Source organism: Actinomycetes bacterium (genome assembly GCA_024222295.1).
GTDB lineage: Bacteria > Actinomycetota > Acidimicrobiia > Acidimicrobiales > Microtrichaceae > JAAEPF01.
Map to the genome: position 1 here is coordinate 66,557 of JAAEPF010000070.1, position 12,373 is coordinate 78,929.

Consider the following 12,373-nt stretch of genomic DNA (forward strand, 5'->3'; position numbering starts at 1 on the left):
CTGCGACTGCTCGTCCCAGCGAGTGCCGGGAGGCAGCATTTCCAGGGGCACGTCCTGGCCGTTGACGCGGATGGTGGTGGGGGGCGCGACGTAGCTCTGCGACTCTTCGTCCCAGCGAGTGCCGGGGGGTAGCAGAAGCGGATAGCCTCCCTGTTCCGACGCCACGTCCTCACCATTGACGCGGATGGTGCTGGGGGGCGGTGACTCCGCACCAGCCCGGCTGCCGCTGACCTACGGCTCCTGCCCTATGGAGCGCCGGTACTGCTGCTCCTCGAGGATCCGCTGGCGGTTCAGCAGATCCAGCGGGTCGCCGGCGCGGGAGCCATGGAGGGTAGGCTCCCACTCCTCGAACTCGAAGGGCTGAACGTCCTCGACCTCGAACTCGAGGTCGCCGCCGGCGGCAACCTCCGCCTCCGGGTAGGGCGTTCTGGTTCCCCACCTGCGGTCGTCCCTGAAGGTCGGCTCCGGTGCCGGAATCCACGACCGCGGGTCCTCGAAGCCCTTCTTGGACTCGCGCACGACCTGGCGGCCCGCCTGTTGGTGGAACCGGATCTGCTCGAGCCGCTGCTGCTCACGCTGCTCGGCTGCACCCCGGAGGGCCTTGCTGTAGGCGGCGAGGTCGTTCTGCCAGGCGACGCCGTCGCCTGCTGCACGCCGCTCCCGCCAGGAGCGGGTCATCTGGGCGCCGACCGTGCCGACGAGCTCCGGCGGGAGGTTGCCGTAGTTCGACACCAGCGCCTCGCTCATCAGGAGCTTCGCCTCGGGGTCCTGGGTCCGTCGGATGGCGTCCGCCTGCCGGGCGATGACCGTGCCGATGTCCAAGAAGGGAGCGTTGAAGACCACCTGCTGGGCAGCGCCCGCGGCCTCCGCGAGCACCTGCTCGGGCACCGCGCCCTCGGCCACCGCTGCCTGCGCGCCCGCCTCGAGCATGTCCTGCACGACGGAGAGACCGGCACGCTCGAGCTCGTCGTCGGGGATGCGAGCGAGCAGGTCGAGAGCACGGTTGTAGCCGGCGGTGTCGCCCTCCAAGGCAGCCTGGAGGTCGTTGCCCAGCCACAGGTTCACGTCACCACCGGCTGCCCACTGGCCGACATCGACCGGAGCCACCCGCGTCATGCTGTCGTAGTAGGGGTCTTCGTCGCGCGCCTCGGCGTAGCCCTCCATGCCCTGCGTCCGCAGGTTCGCCAGGAGCTCCTCGCGCTGCTCCGGGCCCAGGTTCGCCACCCGCCACAGCGCCTCCTGCGCCGGGTGCGGGGCACTGAAGGGTGCCTGCGTCATGAAGTTGATGTCCGCGTTCGGCGGCGTCGGCGGCGGCGTGGTCCGAAGCTCGTTGTAGTCCCCGGTCAGGCTGGCGATCTCCGCGTCCGCAGCGTCAGCCTGGGCCAGCAGGGTGTCCGCGATGTCCTGGTGGCGGGTGGAGCTCATGCCCACCAGATCCATCAGGTTCTGGAGCGCCTCGTTGCCGAGCCCGCCGGCGCCGCCGCCGCCACCGCCGCCGGGGAGCCCGCCGGTGACGCGCCGCACCACCGAGTCGACCTCGTTGGCGGTCATCTTGTGGAGGTGGTCGAACGCCGCGTGCGGGTCCTCGGAGAGGCCTCCCGTCCGCTTGGCGAAGTACCCACGGACGAAGTTCGCCGCGTCCTCGTTGGGCGGATCCTGCGCGACCGCCTGGTCGTGGAGGAAGAGGTACATGGCGTCAGCCTGCGCCGTCGCCGGCACCGTGCCGCCGTCGGTCAACGCCGCCTGCATCTTCGCGAAGCGCTGCTCGTCGGAGCCCGACTCGAGTGCCTGCGTGATGATCTGCCGAGTCGTGACCTCGAGCCCGCCCTTGATCTCGTCGAGGGTGCCGGCGTTCTTCATCGCCTGCTCCCAGATGGTCGTCCGGGCGTCGATGTTCGCGACCGCGATCTCCACGCCAGCCTGCTCGCGGTTCGCGACCGCGCTGAGTACGCCCTCGAGGATCTCCGCCTGCCGGCGCATGTCGCCCTGGACCGCCGCGCGCTCGATGTCCGCGGCAGCCTTCCGGTAGTCCTTCGACGCGGTCTGGAGCTGTTCCATCCGCTTGAGCAGGTAGTCCGGGTCCTGGCGCTTGTAGAAGCGCTCCATCTCCTGCAGGTTCATGTCGCCACGGACCTGCATGAAGCGACGCCAGAAGTTCCCCATCGGCGTGGGGCCGTCGTAGACGTTGACCGCGTACTGCGACTGGATGTAGGCCATCGGGGGCTCCTACCGGGGCTGGGCCCCGTAGCTGGCTGCGAGGCTCGACAGCAGCGAGGGGTTCTTCTGGGCGAGTTCGGCCCACTCGGCCACCTGCTCCGGACCCATGCCCGAGGCCTCCATCAGGGACGCCCAGTCCACCTGCTTGAGGGCCTTCCCGGCTCGGGCCTGCCCGAGGACGTCGCCCATATCGGCGGCGAAGGCCGCGCCCCGGTTGAGCAGGGCCTGCTGCCGTTCGCCCTTGTAGGCCATCCGGCGCTCGATCTCCGCGAGCTGGTCCTGCACCTTGTCGAAGTGCGCCTGCGCCTTGACCTTGCCGGCCTCGAGGTGGCCCTGCGTCAGGTTGGCGTCGCGCTCTCGCCGGACCATGGAGAGGTCCTTCGCGCTCATCCCACCCTTGTTGGCCATGTAGGCCTCGGTGTCCTGCTGCGACTGCGTCGCCTGCCGGGCCAGCGGGTCCTTCAGGGTGGCGTCCATGTACGCGCTCTCGGCACCGGAGAGGCCCAACTGCCCGGAGTCGCGGAGTTGCGTAAGCCGGGCGAGCTCGCCGCGGTTGTGGCGGTCCGTCGCCGTCACCGGCAGAGCCGACGCGAGCGCCGCGCCCTGTGCGAGCGCGCCGATGCCGACGTTCTGCCACATCTCGCCCGTGTGTGCCCCGAGCTTCTGCTCGAGGATGGCGGCTTCCTTGGCCTGCTCCCTCGCCAGGTTCGTCGTCCGCCGGTCTCGGTCCCAGACCATCTGGGGCGAGGCGGGGACCGCGTCCCACATGGAGCCGTAGATGTCACCGGTCGCGTCAGAACCGCCAGTCGCCGTGTAGCCGTTGCCCATCTCCTCACCCGTGTCCGAAGGTCCGCGCGTTCCAGGCGTCGTACTGGGTGGCGCCAGGCGCGGGCGCAGGCGCCGCGCTCATCGCCATGTAGTCGGGGGCCGCCGGGTTGGCGTTGAGCCGCGTCCGCGCCGCCTTGACCGCCTGTGCGGACTCGAGCGCCTGCATCTCGCTGGCGTTGAAGGCCGCCTTCTGAGCGGCGATCTTCCCCGCCTTCTGGTTGAGCGCCTGCTCCTTCGCACCGTGCCGCGCCTTGAGCGCGCCGACGCCGAGACCGATGCCGGCACCCAGGGCAAGCCCCAGGGGGCCAGCCAGTGCGCCCATCGCCGCGCCCGAGGCGGCGGCGCCGGTGAGCCCGGCGCCCAGGGCAGCCGCGGTCGAAGCGCCGGTCAGTGCGCCGACGCCAGCTCCGCCGGCGGTCGCACGCCCGAGCTTCGCGTCCTTCTTCTCCTGCCCCGTCAGCGTCAGCGTGTCAGCGGCGGGCGTGCCGATGCTCGCGTAGGGCGTCGCAGAGTAGTTGAAGGCGCTGGTCGACATGACGACTCCGGAGACAGGGTCAACATAGCACGCCCTACATGAGCGAGATGGAGCCCACGAGCGACCTCTCAGCCACCCAGACGTGCTTCGCGTTCGTCGCTGTGGACGGCACCACGTAGCGGACCCGCGCCTCGAGCTGGTGCCGCCCTCGAGCGAGCGAGGTCAGGAAGACGAAGTGGTTCTGGTGGCGACCGCTGATCATGCCGAAGTTGATGGAGCCGATCTGCTCCGTCGACGTGTAGAAGCGGCGCTCCGTCCCAGTCTGCTTGGTGCCGTCGATGAAGAGCGCGATCTCGCCGCAGCGGACCTCCATGGGCAGCCAGGTCGCGCTGCTCTCGGTCCCGCCGGACTCGAAGGGGTAGCAGGTGAAGAGGATCTCCGTGATCTTGGAGGCCTCCACGACCCGGAGCGAGATGGCCGACCCCATGATCGTCATCCACCCCTCGTCGTCGCTGGTCGTCCCGGTCTCGAGGTCCTGGCTGTGGATGGAGCGGTCGAAGAGGTCGTCGGCAGTCCTTCGCCAGTGCGTGGTGGACCCCTCGCTCACCGAGCGGTTGTCCGGCGAGCCGTAGAAGTCCGGGCGGTAGACGTGGCTCGGTCGCACCCACTCACTGCCCGACCCAGACTGAATGTCGCCGGACGCCATGCCGAAGTTCACCCACTCCTCGAGGGTGTCGAGCCGGTCGTTCAAGTCCGCTGCCGCTGTGGTCGCCCCGTCGGTCAGGACACTGAGGCCTGCAGCCATGGCTACCTCTTCACGAGCTTCACGTGCCCGTGGATGTGCTCGAGGGTGAACTGGCTGCCGGGGGTGACGTCCTCCCAGCCGAAGAGCCCGAAGTAGATGTCGGCGCTCGACGCAATGCCCGACTTGGTGAAGTGCGAGACGATGGTCACCGAGCGCTTCATCCGCCAACCGTACACCGTCTCGCTGAGGCTCGTGTTGGCTTGGAACCTCCTGGTCGTGGAGTCGGTGTCGAAGTCGATGTAGGTGCCGCCTGCGCCGAGCTTGTACTTGATCTTGAAGTTCCACCGCGGCGCAGAGGCTGGCGAGACCACCCTGGCGCCATAGAACCAGAAGGAGAAGCGGACCTTCAGGAGCTCGTTCATCGAGCTGTCCCGGTTGAAGGGCCCAAACTCGAAGTTGTTGCCACTGACGAGGAGGGTCTCGGTCGAGTGCGTGAACGAGGTCGGCCCAGCCTTCGACAACGAGGCGATGCTCGTGTTGAAGCCGGTCTGGAAGTTCCGCCGCTCGAGCCCCTCCTCGCGAACGTTGGAGGCGTCGACGTCGCCAGTCGCGTTGTTCACCGAGTTGATGGTGGCGTTCGGCTCGGTGACCGAGAGCGAACTCCCAGCCGTGACCTCGGTGACGGTGATCCGGCTCATCGGATCTTCCGTTCGATGTCGAGTTCGGCGGAGCGGACGTGGAAGTCCGTGTAGGTCCCCGTCAGGGCGTTGAGGATGACGGTGTCCGCGTCGATGTCCCAGGTGACATTGGCGAGACGCATCTCCGTGGCGATGGTCCGGTAGCCAGCTCCGACAGGGAGCGCGCCGACCAGGTAGGTCGCGTCGTGAGCGAACTGGGCCGACATCCATCCCGACTGGCTGACCACGACACCATCGATCACGATCCGGAACTGCACCGCGTCGGCCTGCACCGCGTTCGTCCCCGTGGACTCCCACTCCCAGTGGACCCCGAACTCCGCGATGACGGTGCAGTCGTTGGACACCTCGATGGTCGTCTTCGGCATGTCGCCGCCGGTCAGCGCTCGCTGCCAGGACGTCGTGTCGAGAGCCGCGGTGATGGAAGGGGAGAGACCCCGCTTCACCGCGTGGCCGCGCGTCATCGCGTTCGCGACGATGTGCTCCTCGTCGAGCGTCGCGCTGGGGAAGTTGTCGCGGTCGTGGTAGCCGTTGTGCTCGCCAGCGAGAGCGCTGAAGCCTTCGTTCCAGTCCTCCGGCACGATGACGCCAGCGCCCTCGGCGCGCCGCTCGCGGTAGCGCCAGGACATCAGGTCCGCCCGGAGCGCTTGGCGGTCGCCCTCGAGGGTCGGTGGGGCTTCTCGCCGGCGCCCTGGAACTCGAGCTCGACGGCGATGAGCTCGAGCCGGAGGTCCTCCGGCGTGAGTTCCACCTGCACCTCGCGGGTCCACCCCTTGTGGGCGTGGCCGACGTCGAAGGGCACGGTGATGGGGCGGAGTTTCGCCCAGACCGAGGCGCTCGTGCTGTTCCAGGTGGCCTCGCCGTAGATGGCGAGCTGCTCCGAGGTCGCCTTGTACTGCATGTCGGCGCCCTTCGCGGTCGTGTAGATCTGGGTCAGCGACCGGTTCGTGCGAAGGTTGAGTTGGATGTCGTTGTCCCCGTAGCCGACGCAGTGGACGTGCACGTACCGGAGCTGCATGTGCCGGTAGACGTCTGGGAAGGCGACCGCTGCGGTCTCGAACTTCGGCGCCGAGGACGCGCTGGTCCCCTGCTTCGTCTTGTGCGCGCGGCTGTAGAGGTGGATGCCCGGCGAGTTGGTCGCGTCGTGGGAGCCGAAGAACAGGTAGCCGCGGTGGTCGCGCGTCTCGGCCATGCAGGCGATGGGGAAGTTCTTCCTGACCGACCACTGCCCGACTTCGTAGTGGAAGACGAGCACGAGGTTCGGGTCCGTCGACCCCAGCGTCGGGACGGCGAGCCAATACTCCTTGTCCCGGTGGTAGACCGCCGACCGCGCGTTCTCGAGCGCGGAGAGGTTGAGCTTCTTCAAGATCTTGCTGATCGGCTGGCCGATGTTGACCGTCCTGGTCGGGCGGTCGGTGCTCTCGAGCGTGCCCTCGATCAGGTGGATGCCGTCGTTGGACAGCAGCACGACCCCGAGGCCAGGAAGCTCGCGGACCGAGTTGATGGACCTCGAGCCCAGGTCCTGGGTGAGGGTCTGGGCGTAGAAGCCGTTCTTCGGGTCGCCCTTGATGAAGTAGATGCCGCGGGTCTTCGTCACGATGACCGCGTTCCGCGCCGTGTAGATGCCCGTGATCTCGCCGCCGTCGCCGTCGCCGACGTTGATGCGGTTGTCCAGCGGGTAGATCTCGGGACGGTTGGGGCGGGAGTACACCACCTCGGAGCCGTTGTGGCCGGCGAGGAACATGGTGTCTTTGAAGGTCGCGATGAAGCGCACCCCTCGAGGCCATGGCCCGAGCGCCTCCTCGTCGAGGGTGTTGCCCAGGTGGGTGTCCGGCAGCCCGTCGACGAAGGTGGTGGCGCCGTTGTACTGGAGCTCGCGGACGAAGTAGTAGGTCCGCCCCTTGCCGACGGTGTCGAGGTTGCCGTCGGCGTCCATCTGGTCGCGGGTCCGCCAGACGCGGACAGCGACGCACGACGCGCCCTGCTCGCCGATGGAGACGGCGTTGAAGTGCCGCGTGGAGGCGTCGTTCAGGAAGACGCACAGCGACGACGCCTCCGAGGCCGGGCTCTCGCCGCCGCGCTCGTTGAGGACGGTCAGTTTGTAGCTGTACGCGCACCGCTTCTCGGTGTCCTCGGCGTAGGACCCCAGCCCGAGGGTGCTCAGCCCGGTCCCTGTGTCGATGGTGGCGCAGTCCGGCGGCGCCGGCGCGCTGTCGAAGCCCGCAGGCTCGGTCCAGTGCCCGTTGAAGACGATGGGCTGGTCGTGGCCGTTCACCAGGTAGAGGTAGGAGCCCCACGCCTGCGACTGGGTCCGCGCCGAGGGCGACCGGATGAAGGCCCGGCTCAGGGTGCTCCCGTCCCAAGCGTTGCCGTCGACGTCCACGAGGTCGTCCCACGGCTCGGTGGTAGTCGTGTGCCCGTTCGACCCGTTGAAGGCGCGCAGCGCACCGCTCCCGGTCTCCCAGATCAGCCACTGCTTGGCGCCGTTGTGCTGGCTGAACCAGTGCAGCGACGTGATGGCCGCGCCGTCGGCCGCGAAGGGGTTCTCCGCCGGCTGACCCTGCTCCTCGACGAAGGTGCTGTAGGCGATGGAGCGGAACCCGCCGGCCTCCGCCCAGCTCTTCTGCTCCGTCCAGGTCATGTCCTCGAGCACCTCGGCGGCGCCGGGCATGGGCTCCCAGCGCTCGTCGAGTCCGAGCAGCGGCTTCAGGTCGATGTTCTTGGTGTCGACGCTCATTAGGTGATGGAGGCCTCGCCGTAGATGTCGCCGAAGCGGGAGCGGATGGGACGGTCCCAGCGACCGCGGACGATGCGACGGGCGCCGGACTTGATGTAGCGCCCCTGCATCTGGCTGAACTTGTCGTTGAAGCGCCCCGCCCAGTGCTGGGCTTCCTGGGGGTTGGTCTTCACGGTCAGGTCGGTGAGCACGCCCCAGACCAGCAGCCGGTGGTACTGCCGCGGGAAGATGGGGATGTCGGTGTTCTTCGCGAGCCGGCGCGGCCGGCGCTTGTAGAGGATGCGGATCGTGCGGTCTGCCCCCGCCGTGTACCAGAGCCGGACCGACGGCGTGATGACCGTCGGGTCGAGGTGCGTGGCGTTCTCGTAGGACTCGACCGTGGTCGGGATGAGCCGGTCGTCGTTGTGCGAGGTGTCGCTGGCGTCCATGGTGGCGACCAGCATCCAGGGACCGTTGTTGGTGACGTCCCGACGGTAGACCCGCTTCCGGCGTCCGGACTCAAGCGCGGTGGGGGTGGAGTCCCGCCACGAGGTGTCCGGCAGCGTGAGCTCGACCCGGTTGTCGCTCGCGCCCGTGGTCACCTCGGCGACTGAGCTCGGCGCGCTCTCCCGCCCCTCGTAGAGGAAGGTGTAGCAGTAGGCGTACTTCGTCGAGCTCGCGATGTCGGTGCCGCCCGTCGTGGCGTTGAGCCCGATGGCCACCCAGGGCGTGGCGTCGTCGACGTAGTCGTCCTCGATGACCACCTCGGAGGTGCCCGTGTAGTCCTCGTCGAGGTCGAGCATCCCCTCCTTCCGTCGGTCGATGAAGACGAGCGGCCCGCGGTCGTCCGACCTCGAGACGAACTCGGTGACGTCCACGCAGTCCGCCGGAAGGACGTAGCGCTTGAACTTCACCGACCAGGAGGTCGAGGCCGCCGACGCCGTCGCCGACGCCGTCAGGTACATCTCCGTCGTCGAGGCCACGTAGGCCACGGTGTACTCGTTCCCGTCCGGCGCGGTGAAGGTCTGGCCCTCGTAGTGGCTGCCGAAGCTCGTCCCGACCCCGGTCACCTGGCGGAGGTTCGGGGCGGTGATGGCGACGGTGACGCCGCTGGCGCCCTCGACCGTCGCGTAGAGCGAGAGGTCCGACTCCTTGACCAGCCAGGGCCAGTCGTCGTCGTCGTTGACCTCCTCGTAGACGTCGTTGAGCCTCGAGATGACATCCGCGGTGTGCTCAGGCACGTCCGGGTCGTAGTCGAGCTCGCTGAAGACCGCGTCGACCATGTCTCGTAGGTTCACCGTGGCCTCCAGGTCACCCCAAGCATAGCGCAACCCCAACGCAAGAGCGTCCCCGCCGGTAGGGGTGCCGACGGGGACGCAGGAGCGCGAGCGAGGAACACGCGCAACAGGGGGCAGCCGAGGGAAGGTAGGGCTGGACCCCCGGTTGCCCCTCTACAGCTGCATCAGCCCCAGATGCCGCGGTCGAAGACGAAGCCCGTGCAGGACGTGGTTCCCGCGACGTAGTCCGTGAGCGCCTGGCCGAAGGCCACGTAGCTCATCTGGTTGCTCCCCGACGTGGTGTCCACGGTCGAGGCCTCGATGGCGATGCCCGCGGTGGTGCCGCAGATGAGGGTGTCACCCGCCACGACGCTGGACGCGCAGATGATCGTCCCGGCGTAGCCGCCGATGATGAACTTGCCGCGCGCGTCGGCCGCGACAGCCTCGGCGGCGACGCACACCGGAACGCGACCCTCGGCCTCGGACTGCAGCGCCTCCTTGACCTCGAAGCCGATGCCATCGGAGCCGGACTGCGTGCCCAGGTTGAGCGCGCCCACGTCGCCCAAGGCGAAGGCCTCGATGGCGTAGAGCTGGCGGTAGGTGGTGCGGAGATCGCGGTTGGCGCCGGAGCCGCCGGCGATGGAAGCAGACATGGTGGTGTCTCCCTAGAGGTGGGGCTGGATCAGAAGGTCTCACCGCGGGTCGCGAGACCCGAGCCGCCGAGGGCGCGGGCGCACAGCTGGCCGCGGAAGGAGCAGAGGGCGAGCATGATCTCCTGGTCACCAGGACCGTGACGCCAGGGACGCATGCCGAAGTGACCGTCGAGCTTCGGGTGCTTGGTGAACTTCACCATGATGTCGTTGAAGTCGACGAGCATGGCGGTCAGCGGGTCGGTGGCCGACGTCTGGCCGGTCACGCTCGGGAGGTAGACCGAGGTCTCGGCGGCGACGCCGTTCACGCTCAGCTGGAGCTTGCCGGTGTCGATGGTGTCGGCGCTGATGTAGCGCTCGTAGCCCTGGACCGCGCGCTTGTAGTTCTCGAGGCCGGTCTCCGACATGAAGAGCGCCAGCTTGCTGGGGTCCTTCGTCCGGTTCCGGGCGCGGATGCTGATGGCGTTGAGCGCGTTCAGCCCGTTGGAGTTGAACGAGTTGGCGATGTCCGCCCACTGGTTCTGCGTGCCGGTGACCGCCGTGTAGGTGGCCTTCGACAGGCCGCCGACCGTGTTGCTCTGGGAGCCGGAAGCGCGGTTCTCGAGGAAGCCGGCGGTGTCGTCGACGCCGTTCAGGGTCTCGAGGTTCGCCCAGGCGGCGACGTTGTCCATCAACGCCTGCTCCTCGAAGCGACGCATCATCGCACCCATCACCTTCTCGGTGCGCTCGACGGCGAGGTCGATGACCTTGGTCGAGGTGCCCTGGATGACCTCCTCCTCGAGGGAGAGGACCACCGGACGCACGATGTGGACCGGAGTCCACTGGGTGTCTTCGATGGTCTTGCGGACCGCCAGGTTGAGCTTCTCGTAGCCGGTGAGGAACTCGGTGTCCTCGGAGTGCTCGTCGATGCTCCAGCCCTGGACCCACAGCGCGCCGCCTTCCTCGGTCGGCTTGCCCTTGCCCCAGAAGCGCTCCTGCGCGCCGAGGAAGTTGAGCTTCACGTAGTGGGCGTCCACGACCTCCTTGGCCACCGGGATGGTGACGGTCGAGAGGTATTCGGGATCGATGGTGACGGTGGTGGTGGCCATCTTTCAGGTCTCCTCGAGGTTCAGGTCAAGCCCTGAGCGCGACGGTAGGCATCCCAGCCCTTGGGGTCCGACTGGCGCCATCGATCGATGGCGACCCAGTCACGGTCCTTGAAGGCCTTCTGGATGTGGGGGGGAGGGTCGCCGGGCTTCTGCCCGACAGTGGAAGTGCGTGCAGCGATGCGCGAGGCGCTCTTGTTGCGGAGCGTGCGCTCACGGGCGCGGCGGCTGTTCTCGCTGGCGATGATGCGCGAAGCGCGCTCGTCCTTGATGAAGCGCTCGAGCTTGCCCTGGACGGACTCGCCGCTCTCCTTCGCCTTGACGATGCGGGCGTTGACCGCCTTGACGAAGGTCTCGTCCTTCATCTCCGGGTTCCGGGCGACGATGGCCTCGTAGGCCGCGCGACGCTGGATGCCCGCGTTCGCCACCTGGAAGGGCTCGGTGAAGGCACCGAACTTCTTCGCGATGTCCCGCTCGAGCCGGGCGATCAGCCCACGCTTGGAGAGGGGGTCGCCGCCATCGGGGAGGTCGGCGTCCTTGATCTTGGACTTCGCGAGGAGGTCCTTGAACTCCGGGCTGTCGAACAGCTGGTAGAAGGCCTGCTGGTCTCGCAGCAGCCCCTTCCGCATCTCGTCGAGCTCGGCGCGCTCGTCGGACAGTTCGCCGCGGGCGTTCTTGTTGGCCTCGGCGAGCTTCGCCTCCAGGCCCTTGACGTGGCGAACCAGCTCGCGAACCGGCCCCTTCACGTCGCTGGGGAGCTTCTCCCAGTCCGTCTTCTTGAGCGACTCGAGCGCGACGTCGTCGGAGCCCACAGGCTGCTCGCCCATGACCTCCTCGAGCCGCTCGATGACGTTGGGGTCACGCGGAGCGGCTCGCTGCTTGTCCTCGTCCGTGGCCCGCTGGGCCTCGGGCTCGGTGTTCTCGGTCGCGTCGGGGCTCGCCTCGACCTCCGTGCCCTCGGTTCCCTGGGCGTCGGTGGTTTCAGCGTCGAGCGCGACAACATCGACGTCGGCCTGCTTGGCCTCGGTCTCCTCGTTGATGCTGGCGTCGGTGGACAAGGGAGGGCTCCTGTAGCTGGATGCTTGCACTTTCCATAGCACCGCGCAAACCACCAGGGCAAGAGAAAGCGCAGGCATTCCAGGGGGTTGGGGCGTTCCGTCGCGACCCCGGCTGGACCCTGGCCGTACCCCGTCGTGACGGAGGCAGAGCCGCGTGCTACCCTCCGCGCATGGCGAAACCAGCGGATGATCCCAAGTCCCAGCGCAACTGGAAGCGCTTCCAGGTGGCGCTCCCACCCCTGATGAGAGCCCGCCTCCGCGAGCGAGCCCGACAGAAGGGCCTCGGAGAGAGCTCCATCGTCCGGCTGGCCATCGCCGACTACCTGGACAAGGAGGACTCGTGACCAACGAAGAGCGCGCCGCCGACCTGAGGCGACGCACCGCCGCCGTGAAGGTCTGGGCGGCTGAAGTCATCTACCTCGAGGAGGGCCAACTGCGGAAGGCCAACCTCGTGCTGGGCTTCTCCAAGGAGGAGGCCAACGCCTGGATCTGGAAGAAGTGGGGCGACGACTACGAGGGCCACACCATCGAGCCCTACCTGGGCCACCACGAGGTCGAGGCCGGCAAGGTCCTGCGCGTGCCGGAGCCGCTGCTCGAGGAGCTCAAGCCGTGAGCAAGATCTGCCCC

The 12,373-nt window shown here is 68.1% G+C and carries 13 protein-coding genes; 2 read left to right on the top strand and 11 right to left on the bottom strand.

Annotated features, from left to right (window positions below; all coding sequences use genetic code 11):
• Nucleotides 1–231: 231 nt before the first annotated feature.
• The 11 genes from GY812_16720 to GY812_16770 all read right to left on the bottom strand — a co-directional run bounded on the left by GY812_16720 (nt 232) and on the right by GY812_16770 (nt 11,746).
• A complete protein-coding gene (locus GY812_16720) occupies nt 232–2,217 on the bottom strand; it encodes a hypothetical protein (GenBank protein ID MCP4437128.1) in 1,986 nt (661 codons plus the stop codon).
• A gap of 9 nt (nt 2,218–2,226) precedes the next feature.
• A complete protein-coding gene (locus GY812_16725) occupies nt 2,227–3,045 on the bottom strand; it encodes a hypothetical protein (protein ID MCP4437129.1) in 819 nt (272 codons plus the stop codon).
• A 4-nt stretch (nt 3,046–3,049) separates the two neighbouring features.
• Nucleotides 3,050–3,580 (bottom strand): hypothetical protein, encoded by a 531-nt coding sequence (locus GY812_16730; protein ID MCP4437130.1) that lies wholly within the window; start codon nt 3,578–3,580, stop codon nt 3,050–3,052.
• 34 nt (nt 3,581–3,614) lie between these two features.
• The gene (locus GY812_16735; GenBank protein MCP4437131.1) at nt 3,615–4,325 is read right to left on the bottom strand and encodes a hypothetical protein; all 711 of its coding nucleotides are present in this window, start codon (nt 4,323–4,325) and stop codon (nt 3,615–3,617) included.
• Between the two features lie 2 nt (nt 4,326–4,327).
• Complete coding sequence (locus GY812_16740) at nt 4,328–4,963, bottom strand: hypothetical protein (protein MCP4437132.1); 636 nt, start codon at nt 4,961–4,963, stop codon at nt 4,328–4,330.
• Nucleotides 4,960–5,589: a hypothetical protein gene (locus GY812_16745; protein ID MCP4437133.1), complete on the bottom strand. Its 630-nt coding sequence runs from the start codon at nt 5,587–5,589 to the stop codon at nt 4,960–4,962. The genes GY812_16740 and GY812_16745 overlap by 4 nt, the downstream gene beginning before the upstream one ends.
• The gene (locus GY812_16750; protein MCP4437134.1) at nt 5,589–7,697 is read right to left on the bottom strand and encodes a hypothetical protein; all 2,109 of its coding nucleotides are present in this window, start codon (nt 7,695–7,697) and stop codon (nt 5,589–5,591) included. Before GY812_16750 ends, GY812_16745 begins: the two co-directional genes overlap by 1 nt.
• On the bottom strand, nt 7,697–8,974 hold the full coding sequence (locus GY812_16755; protein ID MCP4437135.1) for a hypothetical protein: 1,278 nt from the start codon (nt 8,972–8,974) through the stop codon (nt 7,697–7,699). Before GY812_16755 ends, GY812_16750 begins: the two co-directional genes overlap by 1 nt.
• Before the next feature lie 164 nt (nt 8,975–9,138).
• Nucleotides 9,139–9,606 (bottom strand): hypothetical protein, encoded by a 468-nt coding sequence (locus tag GY812_16760; GenBank protein MCP4437136.1) that lies wholly within the window; start codon nt 9,604–9,606, stop codon nt 9,139–9,141.
• 29 nt (nt 9,607–9,635) lie between these two features.
• Nucleotides 9,636–10,691 carry a hypothetical protein gene (locus GY812_16765; GenBank protein ID MCP4437137.1) on the bottom strand — a complete coding sequence of 352 codons (1,056 nt, stop codon included), beginning with the start codon at nt 10,689–10,691 and terminating at the stop codon, nt 9,636–9,638.
• Nucleotides 10,692–10,711: 20 nt separating this feature from the next.
• A complete protein-coding gene (locus tag GY812_16770) occupies nt 10,712–11,746 on the bottom strand; it encodes a hypothetical protein (GenBank protein MCP4437138.1) in 1,035 nt (344 codons plus the stop codon).
• A 170-nt stretch (nt 11,747–11,916) separates the two neighbouring features.
• Here GY812_16770 and GY812_16775 point away from each other — a divergent pair, with 170 nt between their 5' ends.
• Together GY812_16775 and GY812_16780 are read left to right on the top strand one after the other, a co-directional pair.
• Entirely contained in the window at nt 11,917–12,090 is a 174-nt protein-coding gene (locus tag GY812_16775) for a ribbon-helix-helix protein, CopG family (GenBank protein MCP4437139.1), read from the top strand.
• The gene (locus GY812_16780) at nt 12,087–12,359 is read left to right on the top strand and encodes a hypothetical protein (GenBank protein MCP4437140.1); all 273 of its coding nucleotides are present in this window, start codon (nt 12,087–12,089) and stop codon (nt 12,357–12,359) included. The genes GY812_16775 and GY812_16780 overlap by 4 nt, the downstream gene beginning before the upstream one ends.
• Nucleotides 12,360–12,373 lie beyond the last annotated feature (14 nt).